A 26822-nucleotide genomic window follows, 5' to 3' on the forward strand; every position below is an offset into this window, starting at 1 on the left:
CATTCCAAAGGATGATTACAAAACGTAGACTCATGCTGTATTTAGATACGCTTTATCTCAAATTTCTGATGAAGTTTGATGGTACAGTACGTCACCAGATGCAGGATCACAAAAGTATTCCGGTTATCATCATCAATTTTAATCAGCTTTTCTTTCTTAAGCAACTTATTGATTTTCTGATTAAAAGAGAATTTAAAAACATCATCATTATTGATAACGCATCTACCTATCAACCGCTGTTAGATTATTATACAGAAATTCAGGACGCTGTAACCGTTGAAAAAATGAACACAAATTCTGGACATGATGTATTCTTTAAAAACAAAGACCTCCAGCGTAAATACGGAAAAGGATTTTATTTTCTTACCGACTCAGATATTGTTCCCAATGAGAATTTGCCGAAAGATTTCGAGACTATTATGATCAATTATCTTTTTAAATATTATAAAAAAATCAATAAGATAGGATTTGCGATCGATACTCAGGATATTCCTGATTATTATCCGTTAAAAGAAAAAGTGCAGGCTTGGGAAAAACGTTTTTGGGAGGACGAGCTTGAAAAAAACATTTATTTTGCATTCATAGACACTACTTTCGCACTATATAAACCCAAATATCCTAAAACTATTTTTAATTTATTTAAATTTATGACGGCAATCAGGATAGCGGGAGATTTCACTTGTAAGCATGGCGGCTGGTATCTCAATCCCAATGCACTTACAGAAGAAAATCTTTTTTATATAAAAACGGCCAATCAATCTTCTTCATGGAAAATTGATGAGAAAGGCAACCACGCATCTGACGAGTATGATCACTTGCTAAAATAACAATATGCTCTCAATCATTATATCATCATATCAACCCCTTTATTATAATCAGCTGGTAAAAAACATCAGCGAAACTATTGGTGACGGCTTTTCATATGAAATTATCCAGATATGGAATCCTAGTCTGATAAGCATCACAAAAGCGTATAACGACGGAGCAGAAAAATCGCAGTATGACCACCTTTTATTTTTGCATGAAGATTTAATTTTTCATACTCAAAACTGGGGAAATATTTTAATACAAAATCTTTCTGATGAAAGAACGGGAATCATCGGTGTTGCAGGATCATCGTATGTACCTCACGCACCGAGCAGCTGGACAGTATCTGAAAAATATAATTTCATTCATCTTTTGCAGGGCAACAAAAACAATAATGAATATATAAGTCAGTTTAAAACTCCACAAAAAAGAAATCCTGTCTTTGCAGTAGACGGAGTTTTTTAGCCATCAAAAAAGAAAATTATACTCCATTTAAATTTGATCAAAATCTCATAGGTTTTCATGGGTATGATTTAGATTTCAGTTTGAGAGTCTCAGAGAAATTTCAAAATTTTGTCGTTGATGATATTCTTATTCAACACTTCTCAAAAGGAAACCAAGATAAAAATTGGCTCGATGCTACTATTAAAGTAAGAGAAAACCTGAATATCAAATTTAATCAGAAAATTAATTCTGAAACAGAAACCAGTGTATTTGACGAGTTTTTGTATCAATATTTTAAATTTTATCCGATTAATTTAAAGAATACTTTATTTTCACTTCAATTTTATCCTTTTAAACATCTTAAATTTGCACAACACTTATTTTTGATGAAAAAATATTATCAATTGATAAGGTATTCAAAAGACATTAATAAAAAACACTGATGATAATAGGAAACGGACTTATCGCCAAAGCTCTCAAAAGCATCGATTCGGAAGATATTTTGTTTTTCGCATCAGGTGTTTCTAATTCTTTGGAGACAAGAGATTCAGAATTTGAGAGGGAACATAATCTCTTAAAAAATACGATTGCAAACCATCCTGGGAAAATCTTTGTCTATTTCTCCACTTGCAGTATTTACGACTCTTCCAAAAACAACAGTCATTATGTTCTGCACAAGCTTAAAATGGAACAAATCATCGCAGATTCCTGTGATCAATATTATATTTTAAGGGTTAGTAATGCCGTTGGAAAAGGTGGAAACCCAAACCTTCTTGTGAACTATCTTGTACGGGCTATAGAAAGTGAAACAAAAATTACGGTTCACACCAAAGCAACAAGAAATCTGATCGACGTGAGCGACGTGAGTACTATTACCAAAGAGATTGTAGAGAATTTTAGTCCCAATCAGATCATCAATTTGGCTTATCTTCAGAATTTCTCTATCATAGAGATAACAGAGACCATTTCTGACGTTTTACAGAATGAACCTATTTTGCATTTACAGAACGAAGGCTCAGGCTACGAGATAGAGGTATCTAAAATTGAGAGTTATTTTAAAAGAAACAATCTCAACGATAAAGAGGAGTACCTGAGAAATTTAATTTCAAAATATTACCAAAAATAAAATGCCAAAAACTACTGTCATTATCGTCACTTACAATGCCATGAAATGGGCTGAAAGAAGTTTCAACAGCTTGAGACAGTCTTCTGTTCCGCTTGATTGTATAGTGATTGACAATGGCTCTACAGACGGCAGTCAGGAATTTATTAAAAACAGTTTCCCCGAAGTTGATTTTATACAGTCAACGGAAAATTTAGGTTTTGGAAAAGCCAACAATATCGGAATTGAAAAAGCATATAAAAAAGGAGCCGATTTTTTTTACCTGATGAATCAGGATGCATGGTTGTACGAAAATAGTATTCAGAAACTTTTAGAGGTATTTGAAAGCCATTCAAAACAAGAAGAAATTGGCATTCTCAGCCCGATGCATATTGACGGAAGCGAAAAACTGCTTGATATTTTTCTCGACAAATATATCGCCACTAATTTTGAGAAGACCCGGTTGATTTCTGATCTTTATTTTCAAAATATGAAGCCATTTTATGAACTAAGCTTCATTAATGCAGCACATTGGCTTTTGCCAAGAAATACCATAGAAACCATTGGCGGATTCAACCCTTATTTTTTCCATTACGGTGAAGATGTAGAGTATGCCAATCGAGTACATTTCCATAAGAAAAAAGTATTGCTGGTGCCCGAAAGCAGGGTTGTACATGATGGTAAACAAATATTAAGCAAAGTAGATCCTGCAAAATATCCAGATCTTGGTATAGAAACCAAAATGATGAACCCCAGCCTTCCAAATGCCATCCTTCTTGAGAAAAAATCTCTGCGACAAAGCATGCTCAAAAATATGTTTACAGGAAACCGGAGCCGATACAAGATACTTCAAGAAAAATACCGTAAGATTGTGAAAGATGAAAAAACACTGACCGAATTGCGAAATCAAGTAAAAGAAGTTGGATTAACCTTTCTGAATGTGTAAATTTGAAACTTCAGGACTAAAGAAAAACACAAATAAACATGTGCGGAATAGCAGGAATCATTACACCTAACGCCAAAAATTATAATCGTGAAATACAGAATATGACCGATGCTATTGCGCATCGTGGTCCCGATTCTGCTCATCATGAATATTATGAAAATGCCGCATTAGGCCATCGCCGCCTTTCCATCATCGATCTTTCAGAAAACGGAAAACAGCCGATGTTTTCGAATACCAAAAACGAATGCATTGTTCTGAATGGTGAAATCTATGGTTTCCAGTCAATTAAAAAGCAACATGCTGAATATCCTTACCGCGGAGGTTCGGATACGGAAGTCATTCTGGCAATGTACCAACGGAAAAAGGAAAACCTGATTCACGATCTTCCCGGAATGTTTGCATTTGCCATCTGGGATGAAAATAAGCAACAGCTTTTTTGTGCCAGGGACCGTTTTGGTGAAAAACCATTTTACTATACCACCGGAAAAAATGGTGAATTTATTTTTGCTTCAGAAATCAAAGCCATATTAGCAAGCGGACTCGCCAATACAGAAATCAATCACGATGCACTTTCTCATTACCTACAATACGGTTATGTGAGCACTTATCAGAGTATTTATAAAAACATTCATTCTCTACCTCCTGCTCATCAGCTGATCTGGAAAGATGGTAAAACTGAAGTGTCAAGATATTACAGTCTTCCAAAAAAAGAAAGGCAAATCAGTCTTTCTGATGCAAAAGAAGAATTTGTTTATCTCTTGAAAAACGCTGTTGAAAAACAGCTGATTGCCGATGTGGAAGTTGGAAGCTTTTTAAGTGGTGGCTTAGACTCCTCATCAATTGTTGCGATGGTCCACGAGTTTTTACCTAATCAGACTACCATCAGTTTTGGATATGATCATGAAGACAGTGAACTGAAATATGCCAGAGAAATAGCCGAAAAATACAAAACAAAACATATAGAAATTCATGAAAAAAAGGAAGATCTTGTTTCAGGAATTCTGAAAATCACCCCTTTTTTGGATGAGCCTTTTGCTGACACTTCTACTCTTCCTCAGTTTGAAATCTGTAAAGCAGCAAGAAAAAATTTAACAGTTGTGCTGTCAGGCGATGTGGGCGACGAACTTTTTGGCGGTTATAATTTTTATAAGGTTGAAAATGAGCTTAAAAAACATTTCAGTTATCAGAATATAATCGCCCAGTTTGGGTTAAAACTTTATCAGAATCTAAAGCAGACTTCTTACATCTCACAGAAAAATATTCAGTACAGCTCGATTTTAGATTTTCATCAAAATGACGTACGAAATTTCTTTAATGAAAATGAAAGAAGGCAACTAGGTATTAATGAAAACTATTCTCAACCTTATAGTTTTAAAGCCGATGAAAATTCACTAAACGATATTATGCGCACGGATCTGGAGAAATATGTCCCGGGAAATATGCTGGTGAAATCTGACAGAATGGCAATGGCAAATTCACTGGAAGTGCGAACACCTTTTTTAGATGTTGACTTTGCAGAATTTTGCATTCAGCTTCCTGATCAGCTTAAGATCAATTCTGAACAGGATAAGATAATTCTCCGAGAATCGATGAATTCTTATTGGACAGAAACCATCAGGAACCGTCGTAAACAAGGTTTCGGATTAGGAATTGAAAATTGGTTTGAAGAAAAAAACCTAATGAAATTTTCTGACGATCACCTTAAAAATAAAGACCAAAGGATTTTTAATTATATTGATTTTAATGAAACTCAAAAATTTTTAAATAAGGATCGGAAACATTGGAATCTTCTGCAACTTGCATTGTGGGCTGAAAAAAATCATTCGCAAGCATGATGAATATTAGTTTTCTAAACCAATCGATGATAAAGAAAATCTTTGCTTTTTTTGCATTGGTTTTAATTGGTTTCTATTTTTATTTCGGATTTCAGGGGTTTAATCTGATGAAAATATGGAACTCATTTTACCAATCCGATTTTTATATCAATTACGAAGGAGGTTTTGTAAGAAGAGGGTTAGAGGGACAAATTATTTACGAGCTCAGCAAAATCATTTCAGTGAATGCGGTGTGGATTCAGAAAACTTATAACCTTTTATTTTTCCTGATTTTTGCAGCATTGGTATGTTATTTTATGTTGAGATACAGACCACCATTCTTCGTCATCTTTTCTACCAGCGTACTTTTGCTCTTTGTATTTTATTTAGGTCGGGGAATCAGAAAAGATCATATTTTGTTGGTTTTCTTCTTCTTATCGTGTTTTGAAATTGTAAAAAGAAAGAATAAAACAGTAGCCTTTATCACCGTCAACCTTTTATTTATCATCGCATCTCTTACTCACGAACTGTATTTTATTGTTTCGTTTTTTCCGATTGTGCTCCTTTTAAAGAATTTTATATTTGAAAAGAATCAACTATCGGAATATTTTAAGTCAGTTTTATTTCTACTTCCATCCATTTTGATTTTCCTGATTATTTTCTTCTTTGGATTAGGAAACAGTGATCAGCAAATAGCCATTCTTGCATCCTGGAAACAAATTGGTGTTGAAAATATTTTATTTAACTCAGGTATTTTTGACCGCAGCCTTTACATTTGGGAGCTTGGTTTTACTCAAAATCAATACATTTCTTTTCTAATAGCCATTATGCTGCATTTTGTTTTCATGATAATTATGATCAGTAATGATTTAAAAAACAGAAAATTAAAAATCAATTTCTACATACTTATGGGTTTGCAATATAGCGTTCTGCTTTTATTAAGCATTGTAGCCAAAGATTTTTCACGGTGGATTTTCTTGTGCAATTTTACCACTCTGATTCCTATTTACATTCTGAAAAAGAAAAGTACGTATCAGAGTTCAGAATCAGAAAGTTCATTCTTATTTTTCAAAAAAATGTATTGGATTCCCTATATTTTATTTTTCATCAATACGATGCCGCACAGCGGATGGAGTTTTAATGATTATGTAGTGTATAATCCTGTGAATCTTGTGTACAAAATAATAACTGAAAAACCTATCTTTTAGCATGGCTTCAAATTCTTTACAATGGGTTCATATTTTGCGGGCATTCGCCACATTTGCAGTAATCATTTTACATTGTACAATTGCTTCGGGCAATGCATTTGACATTGAAAGTCGTTCATGGCTTACTGCAAGTTTTATCAACAGCAATGTAAGATTTTGTGTTCCGGTATTTTTGATGCTGAGTGGGGTTTTGCTGCTTGGGAAAAACTATACTTTAAAAGAATTTCTTCAGAAAAGAATGTCGAGAATTATACTACCATTCTTATTTTGGAGTACTATTTATTTTTTTATGATTTTTCCGATACGCGGTACATTCACTCAAATTGGTTTCGACTATTTCAAGGCTATGAAAGGCGGAACCTGCTATCATCTTTGGTACGTCTACATGATTATTGGAGTCTATTTATTTTTGCCCATTATTAACAAGTGGATTCAGAGAGCAAGTAAAAATGAAATTCTTTTTTACCTTATTATTTGGTTCGCAGTATTGATGATTGATCTCCCTGGAGTTAACCGCCTTTTTACCAGAATCGACTGGCGTTATTTTTCAGGATTTTTGGGCTACCTTGTTTTAGGATATTATTTACATAAAAACATTACAGTGACAAAAAACAGATGGGTCTATGCCCTTATTTTTGTTGTCGGGAATCTTTTGACTTTTGCTTTAACTTATATCACAAGCAAAGAGAGTGGTGAACTCAACAAAACATTTTTCAGCTATCTTACTCCCAATGTAATCTTGTCAAGTCTTGGTATATTTTTGCTGTTTAAAGACCTTATCTTTAAAGAGAATATCTTTATTAAAGTAATCAATATCATCAGTCAATACAGCTACGGAATTTATTTATCTCATGTTTTTGCAATGATGATTCTCCCAAAAATAGGGATTGCCATAACTACAAATTTTACTTTTATTAATATTTTTGTTACCGCTCTATTATCTTTAGCCCTGGCATTAGTAATAACATTTGTATTAAATAAATTACCTTTAGGAAAACATATTTCAGGATAATTATTATGCTCAAAATATCTGTGATTATTCCCGTTTATAATGCAGCGGCTTTTCTGAAAAAGCGGTAGAATCAGCTTTACAATTTGAGGAAGTTGCTGAAGTTATTTTGGCTGAAGACGCTTCTACTGATGCTTCTTTAGTGCTATGCAAACAACTCGCACAGGAAAACGAGCGTGTAATATTATTTCAACATCAAGATAAAGGAAATCATGGAGCAGCAGAAACCAGAAATCTGGGAATTAAAAAATCAACTTCAGATTTTATTGCCTTTCTGGATGCTGATGATTATTACCTTCCTAACCGTTTTGACGCAGAAAAGACTCTATTCAATAATGAAAAGATTGAAGGCATTTTCGGTGCTTTACAAACAGAATTTATTACCGAAAAAGGGAAAGCCGAATTTCAGGAAAAATTTAAAAACACTGAGCTAACGACGGTACAGTATCAGGCTGAAGGAAAAGAAATTTTTGTGGGTCTTCTTGGACTTTCAACGAAAATTTTCGGTTCTTTTTTTCATTTGAATACACTTACAGTAAGACGGTCTTCGCTTATCAAATACAATCTATTTTTCAATAAAGATCTTCGGGTGCATCAGGATTCTGATTTTATTATAAAACTCTCTTACCATTGTCATCTGAAAACCGGAATTATTGATAAAGCAATTGCTATACGTGGCGTACATGATGACAACCGCATTACAAAAATTAAACTGTATTCTAAAAAATATAATGAAAGACAGTTTCTCCTTTGGAAATCACTGTTTGAATGGTCTAAAAATCAAAAACTGGATTCTGATGTGAAGGAAAGAATCTATCTTCAGTATAAAGCTTTTGATCTTTCCTTAAAAAGTAAATTTCACAAAATTTTTGCTCTGTTGATTGAGATTTTAAAAAAACCCTCTATTTTAAAAACAAAATATCGTTTCACCTATTTGAATAAGTATGAAGCTTCATAATCTCCAGATTTTACGTGGAATTTCCGCACTATTTGTTTGTTGCTTTCATATACGTGAAGGACTTATTTTTGGTGATGTTAAATTTGGCGAAATTCTTTTCGGAAGAGGAAGTATCGGAGTACCTATATTCTTTGTCATAAGTGGATTCATCATGGTTTTTACGACTAAAAAAATCAAATTCGATGAAAATACAACCAAAGAAATAATTTCATTTTTCAAAAAAGAATCATCAGAATTGTTCCATTATATTACCTGCTCACATTTGCCTGGATTATCTTGGGAGGAAGTATTCTACACTATTCTGAAGGACTTGGATTAAAAAGACTGATTTATTCGTTACTGTTTTTGCCACTTGAGGATCAATTCCCAGTACTGTATTTGGGATGGTCTCTCAACTACGAAATTTTTTTCTATCTGATTTTCGGGCTTTCATTTTTCTTTAAAACTGAAAGATATTTTTTCATCATTAGTTTTTTTGTAATCTCTTACGTTTTAGGAGTTATTTTTAAATTTGAGACTGCCTATCTTAGGATGATTACAAGCGAACTCAACCTCTATTTCATCTCAGGAATTCTTTTAGGACTTTATTTTAATAAATTTTCAGTTTCTAAACAAGTTGCCCTCCCTATTTCTGTTTTTGGCATCTTTTTATTTATTTTAATGTTTTTTAATATTATTCAAATAAAAAATGAGATGATTTTGCTTGTGATTGTTTCACTATTTGTTTTAGCCTTTTTACTCTTCGATTATACTTTTAAAAGTAAGGGAAATAAATTTCTGATTTTTTTGGGAGATATTTCCTACTCATTATATCTATCCCATTCATTTGTTGAAATTTTTTCAAAAAGAATTATTCCAAATGACACCTTTATCATCCCTTATTTTATTTTAAAGATTATACTTGTTGTTGTTTTATCATCAGTTCTTTACCTTTTTATAGAAAAAAAGCTAACAGAGTATTTAAAATTAAAAATCAAAGTTTAAAATCACATCATGAAAATCTCCGTCATCACTCCCGTTTACAATGCCGAAAAATACATCAGACAAGCTGTGGAATCTGCTCTTCAGTTTGAAGAAGTGTATGAAATAATCTTAGTTGAAGATCAATCACCTGACAATGCTCTTGAAGTCTGCAAAATACTGGCAGAGCAATATGAAAAAGTAAAATTGTATCAACATCCCGACAAAAAAAACCACGGTGCCGGAGCAAGCCGAAATTTGGGTATTGAAAAATCTACGGGAGATTTTATTGCTTTTTTGGACGCCGATGACTACTATCTTCAGAACCGTTTTGATGCTGAAAGAGAGTTGTTTAAGAATAATGAAGTTGATGCTGTTTACGGTGCTTTGGGTGTGCATTATTATTCAGAAAAGGCAAAGGAGCAATATTATTCTTTGTTTGGCGACAGACTGACGACCGTTTATAAAAAACAAACTCCCAAAGACGTTTTTCCGGGTCAGCTTAATATGCTCGGAAGTTTTGGACTTTTTAGCATTGACACTCTAACAATCAGAAAAAAACCTTTGCTAGAAAAGGTACAGCCGTTATTTAAAACACATTTAAGGTTGCATCAGGATACTGAGCTCCTATTTCGAAGTTCGTTTTATCTCAACTTTTATCCCGGAGTTTTAGACAAAGCCGTTGCAATGAGAGGTGTGCATGAGAGCAACAGAATTACACAAGTTGATACCAAAAAAGTAAAACCGTCAAATACCAGAGTACTATTGTGGAGAGCAGTAAATGCGTGGGCTCAAAGCGAGAAAACGATGTCTGAAGACATAAAACTTCACATCAAAAGAACCCACAGAAGCTGGGAAATTGCCCAAGCTTCTTTTTTGAAAAAATGGGGGATGATTGCGAAGTATTTAATTACAGATTTTAAAAGTATAAGATCAGGGCTTTACAATATAAATTTCAGGAATGAGTTATTTTAACTTTTTCCCCATTAAGTATTTTTTTTCGAGGATGTTATTGATTTCTCTTATAATTTTAAAGTTCTTACTCGTGTAGAATTGCAGTGCAGAATTATTTTGCTCAACCTCAAGCTCATAATAATCCTTTGTTTTCCTAAGTTCCTGCTCAAATCCTTCCAGAAGTTTTTTTCCGATTCCTGATCCTTTGCGTTTTTGATCAACTGCGATATAAACCAATTGTGTTTTTGAGTCTCCCTGCTGAAATCCTTTAGCAAAAAAACTCTGAAAAATATACAAGAGATATTTAGGATGCTTAATTAAAGCTAAAAGTGTTTGTTTAATAAAATACGTTTTGTTTTGAGATATAAAGCTTCCGAACATATCTTCCACATCTAATGTTGCGAACACAAAACCGCACAACTCTCCTCCTTCTTTATAACCTACTAAAACCGTATCATCTCCTTTACGTAAATGATGTAAGTAAAATTTTTCTATAAAATCGTTGGTATAGAAATTTATGAGGCTGGGCAAATTATTCTTATGAATATTGACCACATCCGTTAAATCTTCTTTGGTAAGATTAAAAATCATTTTAATACTTTATAAATCAGTTTAGGTCCCAGAAAATTAGCTATTGACAAGGGTAGTTTCTTCCACATATTGATGAGAAACTTAACAAGCTTTCCGTCTTCATCATTTGTATGAGAAGCTTTGTTGAAATAGTAGTAATACAGCTGAATGGGCTCTGCACCCCAAGATAGCTTATACTTCACTGTACTTTGTCCGTTTCTGCTTCTGCCCATATCAAATGCTAAAATCTTTCGATCGATAGCAAATTTAATAATATTCCAATAGAGAATATTATTTACAGAAAGTTTATTAAACTCTTTTAAAGTCGCTGCATAAGGATGACAAATATAATCATCACTGAATATCATGCAAGCTGCAGAAATTGGTTTCTCATCAATATAAATTACCATAAACTGACCGTGAAATTTTGAATCAGCACTAAAATATTTTATGATGTTACCATAAAAACTCTTTGAATGTGTGGGTGTTCCCAAATCACGCCATGCTTTGGTGATAACTTCGTAGAAATCATCTAATAATTCCTCTCCTCCTGTCTTTATCTGAAAATCATTTTTTTCTGCTTTACGAACCTGATTTCTTGTCTTAGATTTGATGTGTTTATTCCAAACCACATCGATTCCACCTGACAGATCAAGTACGAATGTTTTATAATCAGTGACTAAAATGAATTGTAACGAATCATGAAGGTTTAGCTCTTCTTTCGATTTTATCAGAATCGGCTTGTCTGTAATTTTAAGAAAATCTTTACTAACTTCTTTATTTTTAAAAAATGCCCCCCGTAAGATAAATATGGAGCATTAGAATAATAACTCCCATTACCAAAAAGGTTGAGTTTATTTTCCTGAAATTCTACAATCTTTGCTTCTAAAGGATATGTATCAAGAACAATACTTTTCCATTCATCTGATTCAGAAAAATTAGTCCACGAACTCATAATCTTTAAATTTTTCATTAAAACACAAATCAAATTCCTGCTTTCTGAAATCTGACCTTAAAAATTCTATAAAACGTGCATCCAGATTTGGTGCCTCAACATCTAAATCTCTCAGAGAAGGATGCAACATGACTTCTACAGTTTTCTCATTCACCGATTCCAAATACGTAAAAAGATTTTGAGAATTAATTTCGCAGGTATTTAAAATGCTGTAAAAATCTACATTTTTCTTATTACTGTTAAACAAGCTCAAAAATTTAAGCAATGTAAGTTTCACAACGTTTGCTATACTTGCAGTTCTTGAATTATACTTAAAAGAAGTAGAAAAATCTTCATTAATCTCTCTTATTCTTTCAATATCATATTTTTTTGCAAGTTTCTGTACAATTTTATTTATAGATGGAATAATGTGTATATGCTCATGCCCATCAATGTGAGAAATCTGGATATTATGGTCTAAAAGTTTCTGTAATTGAAGCTCAATTTCGGTTTCTATAGCTTTCAAATTGGTTTTTGACTTTTTCAGAAAAAGAATTTTCACAAAATTATTAGCCAAAAATCCATTCTTATCAGTGATACCGCTCTCACCAGAAAGTGCCTTGCAACACGTTAAATTGATATGTAAACCTACTTTCAGTTTTGATGCATTTGGAATCACATTTGCGATGGCATCATCAAAATAGTCTGTATTTGCCATGAGGCTTGCGTGCGTAAGATAGCCTTCATTGTGCGCACGAAGTATTGCCTGATTTACACCTTTGGATAAACCTAAATCGTCTGCATTGATGATTAATATGTTGCTCATTTTATTTATGCGAAAGGGACTTCAAATCAAAATATTTTATAATATTTTTTTCTTCAGCTGTATTTTTATGTGGATTTTTATCAATGTATTCTATTCCGTTTTCAAAAAGAACTCTTCTGTTAAATTTCGAATAATTATCATTAAAATAATTGAGTTGTTCATTTATTACAACCTCGTCACTGATCCTCCTTTTTTCTAAAATTTCGCGAGAAAGACTTGTGTATATCCTATCTGCCCCAAAGCAAATTGAGCTACTGACCATAAAGAATACAACAAGCCAAACAGCAGCAATGCCTTTTATGAATGATGAGTTAAACTTAAAAACTTTAACAACCCGATTAGCTATAAAGGCAATTACAATAATTATCAGCATTGTTGAAAAAAACATCAATCTCGTCCCTGTAAGTGGAGAATAAGAAATAATCAATATAGCCAAAATAGCCATAGAAAGGCAGCTTAACAAAAAATAGGACTCTCTTCGGTTTAGTAATTTTCTTTTAGCAAGATAAATAAATCCTAAAAAAGAGATCACAGCTATAAAAATCAATTCAAAATTAAAGTAATAATAAAACTTCAGTATTTTAGTAAATGTGGCAAAGTAATCCTCGAAACTAAAACCATACTGAGTCTTACCAACAGTTTTATATTTCACCGCATTCGCCGGTGCAAAAAATAATGCCAAATAGCCACTTGCTACTGAGATATTAATCGCCATAATGTTCAAATCAGGAAGTTTCTTGTTTTTAAACATAAATATAACACCACAAACCCCTGAAAAAAGCAAAAGAATAGGTGGTACATGCTCATTGCCCATTCCTGTTACAAACGCTACAAGACTTAGTAAAATAATCTTTAAACCAGATTTCGGTAATACATTCCTGCGAAAAATAAAGTATTCTGTCATCACAAACAAATACAGCAAATACAGCACATGCGTAAAAGTATAATTGGTTGCAAACGGGCTGTAATAAAACAATTCCCCAAAATAGTTAATTAAAAAAATAAAAGCTGCAGTTAGAATCAGAAATTTCCAAGCATCTTCTTTTTGAGAAATTTTCGGAAATCGTCTGAAAACATTAGCGAATAAAGCCCATAAAAATCCGTTAAAAAGTAGGAATCCAAATATAACTTTTAATATTTTACTCCGAGTGACAATATTCAGAAAGAATTGTCCGCTTCTAGGGTTTACATAATTGTAGCTCGTCCAATATTCAGAAAAAACATAAGGCAATTGAGACTTATCAAGATAATAAAATTCATCACGGGTAACAGGAAACCAATACAGACTTAGTAGAAACCCTATATTGATAAGAACAATTAAAAATAATGGCAAATATTTAGTCTTCATTTTTAATAATTTCGTTAAAATACAGTGGTCTGTTTTTTACTTCTATATGAATTCTTCCAATATACTCTCCTAAAATTCCTAAAAAAAGCATAATTAAAGAGCAGAAAAAAATCATCACCGAGAGCAACGTAAGAAAACCCGTCTTCGGTTCATGATTAACATGGCTTATGTAAATAGAGTATGCCAAAAATAGAACTGAACTGAAACACCCTAAAAAGCCAAGCAAAGTTGCAAGCCTCAAAGGTTTTACAGAAAACTGAATTACACTATCAATAGCCAGTTTATACAATTTTAAAAATTATATTTTGAAGTACCGGCAAATCTTTTAGGAGCTGTAAATTCTAAAATTAAAGCATCCTGAAGTCCAACCAAAGAAAGCATCCCTCTGAACATTCTGTCTGTCTCATTCAGCTGATTGATCCAGATAACATACTTTTTATCCAAAAGTCTGAAATCAGGCATATTGCGCGGAATTTTCACATCCGAAAGAAAATTGAGAATTTTATAATAGGTATTTCCGAGAATCCTGTATTTTAACCCTTTATCTTCATTATCCGTTCGCTGTGTAAGCACCAATTTATAACCTTCGAGCCATTTCTGAATCATTTCTGCGGCCATTGCAGGCGGATGTTGTAAATCTGCATCCATGAAGAGGACTGCAAATTCCTTCTCTTTATTGTGCTGAGCCACGTAGTTTAATCCTGCGGTCATCGCCATTTCGTGCCCAAAATTTTTAGACTGGTTGATTATGGTTATATGAGAATCTTTTTTTGAAGATCTCTTAAAACCTGAAGGGTCTGATCTCTTGAGCCATCATTTACAAAAACAAGCTCATAATCTTCAAAAGAAATTTTGTTTAATTCTTCATGAAGACCTGCATGCAGTACTGCAAGACTCTCTTCTTCGTTGTAAGCAGATATAATCAGGTAAACTTTCTTCATATTAAACAATTCTTTTTTAAGGTACTTTAAAACATTGGCAACCAGAAAACCAGAAAAAATTTACTTCACAAAAACTCCCACAAATTTCCCTTCAAACTCCACCACAGTAGGTGCAATTTTTTCCTGCTCACAAAAATCCTGGAAAGCCGAGTTGTCATTAATATCATCAGAAATGAAGACTCCGCCTTTTCTTAATCGTGGATAAAGCGTTTCGTAAGCCCATCTCATTCCTTCGTAAGATTTGTCAGAATCATAATGTACCACATCGATTTCACCGCTTTCTTTTAAAATTTTAGGTAAAGATTCGCGGTCGGCATGACGAAAGAGTTTCCAATTTCTTCTTAAATTTTGCGGAACCACACAACCAACATATTGGTCACCATTTTGCCCTAAATATGGCATATCTGAGCTGTACAAAGTTCCGTTTCTTTTTTGCAGAGAAGTCAGCGTAGCAAAAGAACTCCAGCCATAAGCAACACCGGTTTCGATGACGGCTTTTGCCTCAGTGAATTCGCATGCACTGTATAAAAGTTCTAAAGCTCCTGCTCCACCCATTTTTATCGGGCAGGCATTTTGTATGTCTAAAGCTTTTTTAAATTCTTGAGGATATTTTTCTGAAAAAGACAGAAATTCAACACTAAACAATTTCTTTATAGCATCGTTTTGGCTGACAGCAATTTGCGAAGCCCAAAGGTTCGTTTTTTCTTTCCCTTTGAAAGCACTGTTTCTGTTAAAAGTATTTTTGATGATTTTCCTACCTAATTCAGGATAGAGATCCGGACGTTTCAGATAGCCTATAAAAGTTTTAAGAACTCTAGTTATTTCGCTCACAGTGTTTGTTTTAATGTTGCAAAAATAAAGATTTTTATCTTATTAATAATTTTTAAGAATAATTATCTTTGTGAAAATTTACTAATACAAAAACCTCTCCCCCAGATGAAGTTCTCGATACTCATTGCCAACTACAATAATGGAAAGTTTTTCAGGAGTTGCTACGATTCTATTATTGCTCAAAGTTATGACAATTGGGAGGCTGTAATCCTTGACGATTCTTCTACAGACGATTCTTTAAAAGTCATCAAGTCAATTATTGGGGATGATCACCGTTTTAAAATTTTCAAAAACGAAAGTAACAGCGGTGTAGGCATTACCAAAAGTAAACTGATTGAATTGGCGGCAGGAGAAATCTGTGGTTTTGTAGATCCTGATGATGCCATTACACCCAATGCCTTAAAGTCGAGTATCAAAATTTTTAAAAATCAGAAAAACGTTGTACTCACCTATTCAAAATATATAAAATGTGATGAAAATCTAAAAGAGATTGACATTCCAAAGAATCCGATGCCGGTTCCCAATAATGATCCATTTTTTTTTAACTGTCCGGTTCATATTGTCCATTTTGTGTGTTTCAGGAAAGACATCTATGAAACGACAGAAAAGATGAATACGGAAATGAAAATTGCAGAAGATCAGGATTTATACTTAAAAATGTACGAAAAGGGAAAAGTGAAATTCATTGACGAAGCCAATTATTTGTACAGAACACATCCCGGAGGCATTTCACAGAACGACAACAGACCAAAGTCAAGGGAATATTTTTCTAAGGTTATTTTTAATGCCATGCAAAGGAGAAATTTAAAAATGATTAACGGGAAAACCGTTCCTTCTCAATTTAGTGATTCAAAACAGATTTATGATTTGCTTGAATATCAAAATTCTATACCCTACAGAATTCAAAAGAAATTGAGAATATTGGTTCAACAATTATTTAGCTAATGATGAAAAAAGATAAAATAAAAGTTCTTTTCAGACACCGTTCTATGGAAATGGGTGGCGTTGAGAAAGTAATTCTAAGCATGCTCAATCATCTTGATAAAGAAAAATTTGAGATGACGGTTTGTTTGAATATCAATCAGGGCGAGCTTCGAGATGAGTTCCCAAAACACGTCAGAAAAGTTTTTATTGCAAACGGAAAAGAAGATTTTTCTAAAATTCTGTCATTCAAAAATTACAGCTGGCTAAAAGAAAACTGAAACTGCAAAAAGCTCAGAAGAACCCCAAAATAGCTGGAAAATTACTCAATGAAAATTTTGAAGTTGAAATTGCACCTACTTATGCAGCATTTTCATCGGTTTTAAATTCTACCAATAAAAATTCAAAAAAAATAGGCTGGTTTCATTCAGACATTACGCTTCCCAAATTGCAACCGTTGGTTCCTGCCATTTTAAAGCAAATTCCGCAGTTTGATTACTTTATTTTTGGATCTCAGCAGACGAAAGATATTTTAATTGAAACATATCCCAATTTAAACATCCCTGAAAATCAGGTTATTTTAAATGCAATTCCGATTGAAGAATTAAAAACCAAGGCTAAAGCTTTTCAACCTGAATTTCCAGACAAACCTATATTCGTTTCTGTAGCAAGACTTCACAGCAGAAAAGGCTTCCATAAACTGATGGACGCGCACGCCCAATTATTGAAAGATGGTTTTGATCATCACGTTATCGTCATCGGTGATGGCGATGAAAAAGAAAATTTAAAAAAACAGGCAGAAAGTTTGAGAGTAACCAAAAGTTTTGAGTTTTTAGGATCATTACTGAACCCTTATCCTTACGTGAAAAAAGCAGATTTTTTCATTCTTCCTTCTGAGTCTGAAAGCTGGCCACTGATTATCGCAGATTCACTGATCCTCCAGAAACCAATAATTTCAACCAATGTAGGTGGAATTCCGGAAATGATCAGTCATGAAAAACAGGATACCTCATCAATTACGAAACCAGCGAAATGTATGATGCGATGAAAAAATTTCTTACTGAGCCTGAATTTGTTTTGAAAATTAAAGAAAATCTCGCGGATATTGAAAAACAGTTTGATAATCAGAAAATTTTTGATGCCGTTGAAAATATCATCACTAAATTAGTTGAAAAATAATTCCCGTTTCAATTTAAAATAATAATTGATGAATTTATTTTACCGAATCATACTAAAAATCCATGCCACCTGGCAAAATATACATGACACCGCTTACATAGAAATATGTAAAGCAAGAGGCATGAAAGTGGGCAAAGATGTCATTTTTATAGAAGCTCCGGCCTTCGGTTCAGAACCCTACCTCATCGAAATCGGTGACCGCACCAAAATTACTGCAGGCTGTACTTTCATCAACCATGACGGCGCAATGTACGTCATCCGAACGATGGAAAAATATGAAGATGCAAGAAATTTTGGAAGAATAAAACTCGGAAGCAATTGTTTCGTGGGCAACAACTGTACATTTTTACCAGGCTCTCAAATGGGAAACAATTGTATTTTGGGGGCAGGTTCTGTTTTAAATTCTTCCATGCCCGACAACTCTGTCTATGCAGGAGTCCCGGCAAAATTCATTTGTACCATCGAAGAATACGGCGATAAGGCTTTAACAAACAATGTAATGTATCCGAGAGAACTCGAGCCGTTCCGACCTAAATTAGATGCTTACATCAAAGAGCATCTTCCCTACACCTATAAACACATTAAAAAATAAATGACTGAAAAGAAAAAAATCCTCATTCGTATTGGCTCTCTGCGACACGGCGGAGCTGAAAAAGTACTGGTGACCTTCCTCAAAAATCTTCCGGAAGACAAGTACGAAATTGATTTATTATTAAATTTATATTCAGGAAAATACCTACCCGATGTTCCGAAATGGATTAATGTCATCTACCTAAACAAAGGTGAAATGATTACTACCAACCGCCTTCAGGATATTCCGGAAAAAGCGGCGAGAGTGATTTTCCAAAGAGTTTTAAAAGAATTCCCTGATCTTTTGTACACCTTAATCTTAAAGGATAAAAAATACGATATAGAATTTGCGGCAATTCATGGAATGCGAGATGAAATCCTTCATTCCAGTCATCATTCATCAAAAAAATCATTTGGATTCATAATGACCTTTCGCAGGTGAAAGAATACACCAATGAGGAAATCAGAAAGTTTTTCGGGTTTGATTCGATTATGGTAATCTCAAAAAAAATCGAGCAATTATTCCATGATTTAGCGATAAGCGAAGCAGAAAAACAGAAAATTGTAAAGATTTATAATCCTTTAGATACCAAAGAAATTTTAACTAAAGCTGAACAACCTGTCATCAATTATAAATTTGACGAAAATATTCCTACATTTATTTCTGTGGGAACCGTTTTCCCTCAAAAAGGATTCGACAGGCTTCTGAGGGTTCACAAAAAACTATTAGATGAAGGCTTAAAACATAAAGTTTTAATTGTCGGCGACGGCTATGATTTTGAAAACATCAGAAACTTAAAAACTGAACTAGGAGTCGATGACACTGCCACAATGCTAGGGTTCACAGATAATCCTTATCCTTACTTTAAACATTCTGATTTTTATATTTTAAGTTCGAGATATGAAGGTTTTCCGACGGTTTTGTTTGAGGCAATCACTTTAAATAAGAAAATTATCGCAACAGAAGTTTCGGGAGTGAATGAAATGCTGAATAACGGCGAATTGGGCTTAATTGTAGAAAACTCAGAAGAGGGAATTTATCAGGGAATGAAAAAAGCATTGACCGAGCCTGAATCTTTCTCGGAATTTACCGAGAAACTTCAGAATTATACGATGCCTTTCAATCTTGACCATTCTGTCGCGAGAATCGTTTCGGTTTTAGATGAACTTTAATTTAGTTGTTGGCTTTTTACTATTGATTTTCATATTGTCATTATTTATAAATCCGTATTGAAAAGAAATAAGTATATATACTAATCAAGGAAGTTAATTTTACATAAAATTGAAATCGGCTTTAAATAAAAACAAAAGAGAATCCTTAAATTTGCTACATGCCCAAGAATTATTCAATTATACAAAAAGATTTTTACCGAGAAAGCGGAGAGTGGCTTTCTTCTATCCAGATTTTGCTGAAATGCATCAATCCAAATCTTCACTTCATCTATCTTCTGAGAAAGGCACAAAAATTTGACAAAACTCCTATTTTAGGACTGTATTGGAAGATTGTTTTGAGACATTTTCAAATTAAATATGGTTTCCAAATCTATCCGGAGACGCAGATTGGGGAAGGTTTGTATCTTGGACATTGGGGAAGCTTGGTGGTCAACCCAAAAGCGGTAATTGGTAAAAACTGTAATATTGCCCAAGGCGTAACCATCGGACAACAAAACAGAGGTAAAAACGAAGGCTTTCCCGTTATCGGAAATGATGTCTGGATTGGGCCGAACGCTGTAATTGTAGGAAGCATCACCATTGGAAACAATGTTTTGATTGCACCCAATTCTTATGTTAACACTGATGTACCGGATAATTCTATTGTTGCTGGGAATAAGGCAAAAATATATCCTAAAAGTGATGCAACTGAAGGATATATTAATAATAGGGTAGAATAATTCATTTTATTGTAATTTAATCTATATTAAATTGTGTTAAAATTGATTGTAAATTCAGTAAAAATTATATTTTTGTACAATTATTGATTTAGTCTATTGAATTTGGAAATAATTTAAACGAAATAAATAACCCTTATTTAAATCTTATTTATGTCACAATCGTACAAAGTTATTTTTGAAAACAACAAAAAATGGGTAGAGTCTAAAATCTCAAAAAACCCAACGTTCTTTGAAGATTTAGCCAAAACTCAGAATCCTGATTATTTATATATCGGATGTTCAGACAGCAGGGTAACTGCAGAAGAATTGATGGGCACAGAGCCGGGTGAAGTTTTTGTAACAAGAAACATCGCCAATGTTGTCAATACTTTGGATATGAGTTCCACAGCTGTTATTCAGTATGCGGTAGAGCATTTAAAGGTAAAACACATTATTGTATGCGGGCATTACAATTGCGGTGGAGTAAAAGCTGCGATGACGCCTCAGGATTTAGGATTATTAAATCCTTGGTTGAGAAATATCCGTGATGTGTACAGATTGCATCAAGCTGAGCTGGATTCTATCGATGATGAAGGAAAGCGCTATGACAGGCTTGTAGAACTAAATGTTCAGGAGCAATGCATCAACGTTATCAAAATGGCTTGTGTACAGGAAAGATATATCATTGATGAGTTTCCTGTGGTGCATGGCTGGGTATTTGACCTTAGAACGGGCAAAATTATTGATTTGGAGATTGACTTTGAGAAAATTTTAAAAGACATTCAAAAAATATACAATCTTACCAGTTCTGACTGGGTGATGAGCCGAAAGAAATAATCTTTCAAAAAATAAAAAGAGTAAATGAAATTCTGGAGTATAATTACATTGATGATCGTTCTCAACTTCACAGCATTGCCCAGCATTGCTGCGGTTGCTGATTGGGATATCATGACAACCAATGTAATAGTGAACGAGGAAGAAACCCATTCTCATTACTCATCTCTGTTTTCTGTTTACGAAAAGACACTTCCAAAAACTTTAGATGTTTACGATTATCTTAAGTTCTTTGAGCCTGATATTGAGGGCAGATCTTTCACATTAATAAATGACGATTTTCATCTATCACCCTTACTGAGCATATTTTCTCCTCCTCCAGAAGCTTAGTTATTCTCCATTTTACTATTCAAATCATTTTCGATATTGAATACTTCTACATTACATTAATCTCAATCGTTATTGATTGACTTTAATCGATTAATTATTTTACATCAACGTATTTTTCAATTGTCATGAAAAAATCAAAATCTTTCTTTGGAGAAATCAAAGAGAACTTCCCTTCGGGTCTAGTAGTATTCTTAGTAGCCCTTCCCTTGTGTTTAGGAATTGCTTTAGCATCAGGGGCACCACCCTTATCAGGAGTCATTTCCGGTATTGTAGGCGGTTTGGTCATCGGAGCCATCAGTAATTCAAATATATCCGTTTCCGGTCCTGCCGCAGGGCTTACCGCGATTGTTTTAACGGCAATTACAGACCTAGGCGCATTTGAACTTTTCCTTTGCGCAGGTATTATTGCAGGACTTATTCAGTTGATTTTAGGATTTATAAGAGCCGGTAGTATATCCAATTATTTCCCTAATAATGTTATCGAGGGAATGCTTGCTGCAATTGGTATTATTATTATTTTAAAACAAATTCCGCATGCTTTGGGATTTGATAAAGACTATGAAGGACATGAATCTATTTTCGATAAGGGATTAAATTTTGGTTATTTCGATGAATTACTCGGAGCCATTCATCCCGGTGCTATCATTGTGACGTTAGTATCTATTGGGCTTCTTTTAGCTTGGGACAAAATTCCTTTTTAAAAAGAATGAAAATGCTTCCGGGCGCATTAGTTGCAGTAGTCGTTGGAATTTTGCTGAATGAAGTCTTCAAAATGACAGGAAGCTCTTTAGCAATTACTACCAATCATTTAGTTTCGCTTCCGGTTCCTCAAAGTCTTGATGATTTTAAAAACCTTATCATAATGCCAAACTTTAATGGATTTACAAACTTAAAAGTATGGATTGCCGGTGCAACAATTGCCATTGTAGCTTCTATTGAAACGCTGCTTTGTATTGAAGCATCAGACCGACTAGACACTCAAAGAAGAATTACTGATACGAATCTTGAACTAAAAGCTCAGGGGATCGGTAATTTAGTAAGTTCATTTATTGGTGGACTTCCTATGACATCTGTTGTGGTAAGAAGTTCAGCAAATGCCAATGCAGGTGCAACTTCTAAAGTTTCTGCGATGATTCACGGTTTATTATTATTGGTTTGCGTACTTACGATTCCGTTTTTATTAAATTTAATTCCTTTGGCTACATTGGCTGCGGTATTAATTTTGGTAGGATATAAATTAGCAAAACCTGCGACATTTAAACACTTCTGGCATTTAGGAAAATTCCAGTTTATCCCTTTTGTGGCGACTGTGGTGGCAATTGTAGCAACAGATTTATTAAAAGGTGTTGGAATTGGTCTTGCTATTTCTGTCTTTTATATTCTTCAGGGAAATATGAAACGTGCTTACTATTTAAGCAGAGAAAAACTGGATAATGCAGACGGAATCACCATGAAACTGGCTGAAGAAGTTTCTTTCTTAAATAAAGCTGCGATTAAAAAGACATTGAAAAATATTAAGGCAAATTCTACTATAATCATTGATGCAACAACGACTTCTTACATTGCAACCGACGTTTTGGAAATGATTCAGGATTTTGCCAATATCAGAGCAAAAGAAGAAGATATTAATGTAGAACTCGTGGGCTTCAAAACCTCATACAGAGATTATGAAACAGATGAAGACTCCCACATTGTCATTACTCACAAGAGAGCAATGTAATCAATCAATTTTAAATTTAAATATAATTCAAAAAATATACAGTATGAAAGCACATACATCTGAAACACAATCTACTATTACTCCTGAAAAAGCATTAGAATTTTTAAAGGAAGGAAATCACAGATTTGTGGGTAACCTTAAAGCAAACAGAGATCTTTTAGAACAAGTAAACGCTACACGTGAAGGCCAATGGCCGTTTGCCGTAGTCTTAAGCTGTATCGACAGTCGTACTTCTGCAGAATTGATTTTTGATCAAGGCTTGGGCGATGTTTTCAGCATCAGAATTGCAGGTAATTTTGTAAATCAAGATATTTTAGGCTCAATGGAATTTGGCTGTAATGTGGCAGGTTCTAAATTAGTTGTAGTTTTAGGACACACCAAATGTGGAGCACTAAAAGGCGGATTAGACGCTGCTAAAATCGAAGGAATGGGAATGGATAACCTCAACCACCTGATTGATCACTTTGACCCAATCATCAAAACGATTATCAACGATGGTGAAGAACGTTCTTCAGCAAACGCTGATCTTTTGGAAAGATTAAATCAACATAATGTTAAAAATGCGATTGACGACATCCGTAAACAAAGCTCGACATTGAAGAGACTTGAGGAAGAAGGAAAAATCAAAATCGTAGGTGCGAATTATGATGTAGAAACCGGTGTTGTAAGCTGGTTGTAATCTTCACAACGTAAATAATATGAACGCCGGGAGCTTTGCTCCCGGCGTTTTTTTTCGAATTATTTTCGATTCAATTTTTATTTAAATAAAATTATTTCCCGTTAAATGCCGACATCGTATTCCCAATTCCTGCAAAAACAAATGACAGACAAGCCTTAGAAAACTTTTCAATTCTTTCTCCCAGTTTTGCAGATTCTTCTTCATTCCAGGTTCCAAGGACGTAATCTACCTGTCTTCCCTCAGAAAACTCGGCAGAAATCCCAAAACGAAGTCTTGCGTAATTTTGCGTCTGTAAACTTTCATGAATACTTTTCAGCCCATTATGTCCGGCATCAGAACCTTTCATTTTCATTCTTAAAGTTCCGAATGGTAAAGCCAAATCATCAGTAACAATCATCACATTCTCTAAAGGAATATTTTCTTTCTGCATCCAGAATTTTACCGCATTTCCTGATAGATTCATGTAGGTATCAGGCTTTAATACAAAAACTTTTCTTCCTTTATATTTTCCTTCAGCCATCCATCCAAAATTTGTTGTATTAAAAGAGACATCAAGGGTTTCAGCAATTTTCTCAGCTACCTTAAAACCGATATTGTGACGTGTATTTTCATATTCTGGGCCTTTGTTGCCCAAACCGACAATTAAATATTTCATGAGAAATTTTTTGCAAAATTAAGAGATATTAAATAAAAAACTCAATCCTATGAAGAATTGAGTTTAAATATTTTAAAAAAGATTTTCTTTATAAAGGCTTGTACATATAATTTACACTAAACCCTTGTGTCATATATGTTTGAGCATCATATCTGTACGCGGTAGAAAAAATTACTGGTGTTGGAATCGGCATCATCAAATCTGCGATAGAAATTCTTTTCGGACTGTTCGGAGAAAGTATAAATGCTTCAACATCACCTGCTTCTTCTGAAATCATTCTAGATACTTTATAAGCAAAAGGAAGTAATGTGAAAGGACTGATTTGAGTATCGTAGTTTAAAAACTCATATCCGTACTTTTCAGTAACCGGACCTTCTACTCCCGCATTAATTGCACCAATGCTCACTTCTGCTTTTGAAACATTATCACCAAAATAAGTATAAGCTGTTTTACTGTATTTCTGATCTACATAAGGAACTCCCGTCACATCTTCACCGCTCTTCATTGTAATTCCGGCAAATTTTCCAGTAGTAGAACTATACGTTAAATTATAAATTGATTTTATTCTTTTATCAACTAAATAAGGACCAGGCGTAGTTGACGGCGGAACAGGAGGTGTTCTTTTATAAAAGACTCTGTTTTCTGAGATAATAGTCAATCTTCCTAAATTCCCATATGTAAACAACTGAGTGTAGACAATACTGTCATCATCAATCGTCCCATCGTTATCTAAATCTAAATGTCCGTTGAAAGTTATTTGGCTGATTTTATCACCACTCCACATCACATTGGTTATAGAATTTTTTTCTGTGATCACATTAGATAAAAGGAGACCATTGTAACGGTATTCTGCCAATGTATCTGAGTCTGTAACTTCTCTGAACAAAGCTCTAGGGCCGTTAAAACCACTATTCTGATTCAAGTCAATTAAAGGGTTACCTTCTTCATCAGTCAGGTCTTTACAAGAATGAACAGACGAGATGCCAGCTACAAGTAAAATAAAATAGAAAAGTTGTTTCATTTCCGAAGGGATTATTTATTTTTCCACAAATATAATTTTTTTTTGAATAAAAATTGCGTTTTACTTTATATTATCGCAAAATAATAGTGAAAACTTAAAAAAATTGGTACTCAAATATTGATTCCGATATAATCCTGAAAAATACTCGATCATTTTTTTCAATATGTTGTAGTAGAATATTGTTTTCTAATCTTTTATTACTAAAATCTATCTGGTTTAAACACCAATATTAGAAAATATCATGATGGTGATGTCCTCCACCACTACTTTTTCCGTCGCTTTCTTGAGCAGGATAAATTATTTCATTTAGACTTTGTGGAGAAATCTTTAAACTGTTTTTGGGTAAATCAATTGATATTTGATTATTAGAACTTATATCATTTAAATGTATTTTTTTGTCTGTCTTCACAAGAACCTTATTCATTTTATCAAAAACTTTATCTAAAGTATTTTTTTCGCCAGAAGATTTTGGTGAGAAATATTCTACCTGAAGTGCCAAAGTTTTGATTGATTTCGGCTGATTATGCTCAATAATATCTAAAATCTCAGGACGAATTTTTATCGCATCACTGTACCAGACATTACAAGATTTATCGTCCGGAACTAAAAAAGTCTGGCATTTGACAGCAGAATAATTTTTGAGAGGCGAACTCGTAATTGTAGAAACTACATTTTTTCCAGAACTGTCAAAGTATTGAAATATAATCCCAAACGGGGGTTGCGCCGTAAGACTTGTACTCCCAATATTTTCAGGATCAATAATTGGCTTTTCCAGTTCCTGAACCCATTTCTGAAAATCTTTTTTTGCAATCGAAGTATGCCAGGATTTTTGATCTTTAGTATAAAAATAATCCACAGAATCTTGCCCTTTTCGGTAAATCATTCCATAAGAAATATTTTTAAAAAGCTTTTCTGTCACTTCTCTTTTCACATCATTGCCGTTGAACGTTAAGACGATATCAGAGTGCGTCCCAAGCATATCTTTCTCTTCCAGCTTAATGATTCCTTTGAAATATCCTTCGGAATCATTGAGGGGTTCTTTTATATCTCCAATCGCACTCTGTTCCGTCTTTTTACAAGAAATTATCATTGTTGATACGAATACCAACAATGATAATTTAAAAAATTTAAATTGAATTATTTTTTGAATCAAAAGCACCTTTTTATTTATATTCTGACAAAACTAACAAATAAAAACACGTTATAAAGCCTTATAAATATATTTTTGGGCTTGAGCTTGATCCGAAGTTGGGTAATTCATCGAATCATAAATGTAAGTAAAACTGCCGCTTACCAATGGAACCGGAACCGATCCGACAGGTGGAAAGACGATATTGAAACTCTTGACATTATTAGCCGATAATGATTGGAAATTAGCTGGATGAAACAA

General features: G+C 33.7%; 29 protein-coding genes and 3 pseudogenes. 22 read left to right on the forward strand and 10 right to left on the reverse strand.

The features are described 5' to 3' along the window. Positions 1–32 precede the first annotated feature (32 nt). From EAG08_RS09345 to EAG08_RS09395, 11 genes are all read left to right on the forward strand, one after another. Positions 33–827, forward strand: coding sequence for a glycosyltransferase family 2 protein (locus EAG08_RS09345; protein ID WP_129535192.1), 795 nt, complete (start codon positions 33–35; stop codon positions 825–827). A 4-nt stretch (positions 828–831) separates the two neighbouring features. Then, positions 832–1272, forward strand: coding sequence for a glycosyltransferase (locus tag EAG08_RS22010; protein ID WP_228446841.1), 441 nt, complete (start codon positions 832–834; stop codon positions 1270–1272). A gap of 421 nt (positions 1273–1693) precedes the next feature. Next, a complete protein-coding gene (locus tag EAG08_RS09355) occupies positions 1694–2377 on the forward strand; it encodes an NAD-dependent epimerase/dehydratase family protein (RefSeq protein WP_129535193.1) in 684 nt (227 codons plus the stop codon). Position 2378: 1 nt separating this feature from the next. Continuing rightward, positions 2379–3299 carry a glycosyltransferase family 2 protein gene (locus EAG08_RS09360; RefSeq protein ID WP_129535194.1) on the forward strand — a complete coding sequence of 307 codons (921 nt, stop codon included), beginning with the start codon at positions 2379–2381 and terminating at the stop codon, positions 3297–3299. A gap of 38 nt (positions 3300–3337) precedes the next feature. Continuing rightward, positions 3338–5134 carry an asparagine synthase (glutamine-hydrolyzing) gene (gene asnB, locus EAG08_RS09365; protein WP_129535195.1) on the forward strand — a complete coding sequence of 599 codons (1797 nt, stop codon included), beginning with the start codon at positions 3338–3340 and terminating at the stop codon, positions 5132–5134. Beyond that, positions 5131–6321: a hypothetical protein gene (locus tag EAG08_RS09370; RefSeq protein WP_164998553.1), complete on the forward strand. Its 1191-nt coding sequence runs from the start codon at positions 5131–5133 to the stop codon at positions 6319–6321. The genes asnB and EAG08_RS09370 overlap by 4 nt, the downstream gene beginning before the upstream one ends. A 1-nt stretch (position 6322) precedes the next feature. After that, positions 6323–7333 (forward strand): acyltransferase, encoded by a 1011-nt coding sequence (locus EAG08_RS09375; protein ID WP_129535197.1) that lies wholly within the window; start codon positions 6323–6325, stop codon positions 7331–7333. 106 nt (positions 7334–7439) lie between these two features. Beyond that, positions 7440–8288, forward strand: a complete 849-nt coding sequence (locus EAG08_RS09380; RefSeq protein ID WP_228446842.1) for a glycosyltransferase family 2 protein — start codon at positions 7440–7442, stop codon at positions 8286–8288. Beyond that, positions 8275–8607, forward strand: coding sequence for an acyltransferase family protein (locus EAG08_RS22620; RefSeq protein WP_129535198.1), 333 nt, complete (start codon positions 8275–8277; stop codon positions 8605–8607). The genes EAG08_RS09380 and EAG08_RS22620 overlap by 14 nt, the downstream gene beginning before the upstream one ends. Next, positions 8562–9272, forward strand: a complete 711-nt coding sequence (locus EAG08_RS09390) for an acyltransferase family protein (RefSeq protein WP_262696828.1) — start codon at positions 8562–8564, stop codon at positions 9270–9272. Before EAG08_RS22620 ends, EAG08_RS09390 begins: the two co-directional genes overlap by 46 nt. 9 nt (positions 9273–9281) lie before the next feature. Next, complete coding sequence (locus EAG08_RS09395; RefSeq protein ID WP_129535200.1) at positions 9282–10223, forward strand: glycosyltransferase family 2 protein; 942 nt, start codon at positions 9282–9284, stop codon at positions 10221–10223. On the opposite strand, the gene EAG08_RS09400 is transcribed toward EAG08_RS09395, so the two are convergent. The 7 genes and pseudogenes from EAG08_RS09400 to EAG08_RS09435 form a co-directional block, all read right to left on the reverse strand. Next, entirely contained in the window at positions 10215–10793 is a 579-nt protein-coding gene (locus EAG08_RS09400) for a GNAT family N-acetyltransferase (protein ID WP_129535201.1), read from the reverse strand. The two genes, EAG08_RS09395 and EAG08_RS09400, sit on opposite strands and share 9 nt — an antisense overlap. Beyond that, positions 10790–11404, reverse strand: a complete 615-nt coding sequence (locus EAG08_RS09405) for a GNAT family N-acetyltransferase (protein WP_164998554.1) — start codon at positions 11402–11404, stop codon at positions 10790–10792. Before EAG08_RS09405 ends, EAG08_RS09400 begins: the two co-directional genes overlap by 4 nt. 98 nt (positions 11405–11502) lie before the next feature. Further along, the gene (locus EAG08_RS09410; RefSeq protein WP_129535203.1) at positions 11503–11727 is read right to left on the reverse strand and encodes a hypothetical protein; all 225 of its coding nucleotides are present in this window, start codon (positions 11725–11727) and stop codon (positions 11503–11505) included. Continuing rightward, positions 11711–12532, reverse strand: a complete 822-nt coding sequence (locus tag EAG08_RS09415) for a carbohydrate deacetylase (protein ID WP_129535204.1) — start codon at positions 12530–12532, stop codon at positions 11711–11713. The genes EAG08_RS09410 and EAG08_RS09415 overlap by 17 nt, the downstream gene beginning before the upstream one ends. Position 12533: 1 nt before the next feature. Further along, positions 12534–13880 carry a DUF6056 family protein gene (locus EAG08_RS09420; protein WP_228446843.1) on the reverse strand — a complete coding sequence of 449 codons (1347 nt, stop codon included), beginning with the start codon at positions 13878–13880 and terminating at the stop codon, positions 12534–12536. Positions 13881–14171: 291 nt separating this feature from the next. Further along, a pseudogene (locus EAG08_RS09425) lies at positions 14172–14821 on the reverse strand (glycosyltransferase family 2 protein). Positions 14822–14881: 60 nt separating this feature from the next. After that, on the reverse strand, positions 14882–15652 hold the full coding sequence (locus EAG08_RS09435; RefSeq protein WP_129535208.1) for a class I SAM-dependent methyltransferase: 771 nt from the start codon (positions 15650–15652) through the stop codon (positions 14882–14884). A 105-nt stretch (positions 15653–15757) separates the two neighbouring features. Here EAG08_RS09435 and EAG08_RS09440 point away from each other — a divergent pair, with 105 nt between their 5' ends. From EAG08_RS09440 to EAG08_RS09480, 11 genes and pseudogenes are all read left to right on the forward strand, one after another. After that, positions 15758–16597 carry a glycosyltransferase family 2 protein gene (locus tag EAG08_RS09440; RefSeq protein WP_129535209.1) on the forward strand — a complete coding sequence of 280 codons (840 nt, stop codon included), beginning with the start codon at positions 15758–15760 and terminating at the stop codon, positions 16595–16597. Then, the gene (locus EAG08_RS22015; protein WP_228446844.1) at positions 16597–16854 is read left to right on the forward strand and encodes a hypothetical protein; all 258 of its coding nucleotides are present in this window, start codon (positions 16597–16599) and stop codon (positions 16852–16854) included. Before EAG08_RS09440 ends, EAG08_RS22015 begins: the two co-directional genes overlap by 1 nt. Positions 16855–17030: 176 nt before the next feature. Then, complete coding sequence (locus tag EAG08_RS22020; RefSeq protein WP_228446845.1) at positions 17031–17621, forward strand: glycosyltransferase; 591 nt, start codon at positions 17031–17033, stop codon at positions 17619–17621. Next, positions 17618–17752: a hypothetical protein gene (locus EAG08_RS22630; protein WP_262696819.1), complete on the forward strand. Its 135-nt coding sequence runs from the start codon at positions 17618–17620 to the stop codon at positions 17750–17752. The genes EAG08_RS22020 and EAG08_RS22630 overlap by 4 nt, the downstream gene beginning before the upstream one ends. 28 nt (positions 17753–17780) lie before the next feature. After that, on the forward strand, positions 17781–18344 hold the full coding sequence (locus EAG08_RS09450) for an acyltransferase (protein WP_129535210.1): 564 nt from the start codon (positions 17781–17783) through the stop codon (positions 18342–18344). After that, positions 18345–19495 (forward strand): annotated as a pseudogene (locus tag EAG08_RS09455) (glycosyltransferase). A 158-nt stretch (positions 19496–19653) separates the two neighbouring features. Then, positions 19654–20214 carry a serine O-acetyltransferase gene (locus EAG08_RS09460; RefSeq protein ID WP_129535211.1) on the forward strand — a complete coding sequence of 187 codons (561 nt, stop codon included), beginning with the start codon at positions 19654–19656 and terminating at the stop codon, positions 20212–20214. 150 nt (positions 20215–20364) lie between these two features. After that, positions 20365–21030 carry a carbonic anhydrase gene (locus EAG08_RS09465; RefSeq protein WP_129535212.1) on the forward strand — a complete coding sequence of 222 codons (666 nt, stop codon included), beginning with the start codon at positions 20365–20367 and terminating at the stop codon, positions 21028–21030. A 24-nt stretch (positions 21031–21054) separates the two neighbouring features. Next, positions 21055–21357, forward strand: coding sequence for a hypothetical protein (locus tag EAG08_RS09470; RefSeq protein ID WP_129535213.1), 303 nt, complete (start codon positions 21055–21057; stop codon positions 21355–21357). Between the two features lie 125 nt (positions 21358–21482). Then, positions 21483–23077, forward strand: a pseudogene (locus EAG08_RS09475) (SulP family inorganic anion transporter). Positions 23078–23120: 43 nt separating this feature from the next. Further along, positions 23121–23756: a carbonic anhydrase family protein gene (locus EAG08_RS09480; RefSeq protein ID WP_262696820.1), complete on the forward strand. Its 636-nt coding sequence runs from the start codon at positions 23121–23123 to the stop codon at positions 23754–23756. Between the two features lie 91 nt (positions 23757–23847). Here the strand turns inward: EAG08_RS09480 and pth are convergent, their stop codons facing one another. The 3 genes from pth to EAG08_RS09495 all read right to left on the reverse strand — a co-directional run bounded on the left by pth (position 23848) and on the right by EAG08_RS09495 (position 26522). Beyond that, complete coding sequence (pth, locus tag EAG08_RS09485) at positions 23848–24411, reverse strand: aminoacyl-tRNA hydrolase (protein WP_129535215.1); 564 nt, start codon at positions 24409–24411, stop codon at positions 23848–23850. An 88-nt stretch (positions 24412–24499) separates the two neighbouring features. After that, the gene (locus EAG08_RS09490) at positions 24500–25432 is read right to left on the reverse strand and encodes a hypothetical protein (protein WP_129535216.1); all 933 of its coding nucleotides are present in this window, start codon (positions 25430–25432) and stop codon (positions 24500–24502) included. A 229-nt stretch (positions 25433–25661) separates the two neighbouring features. Next, complete coding sequence (locus tag EAG08_RS09495; RefSeq protein WP_129535217.1) at positions 25662–26522, reverse strand: hypothetical protein; 861 nt, start codon at positions 26520–26522, stop codon at positions 25662–25664. Positions 26523–26822: the final 300 nt, after the last annotated feature.

This window comes from Chryseobacterium sp. 3008163 (genome assembly GCF_003669035.1).
Lineage (GTDB): Bacteria > Bacteroidota > Bacteroidia > Flavobacteriales > Weeksellaceae > Chryseobacterium.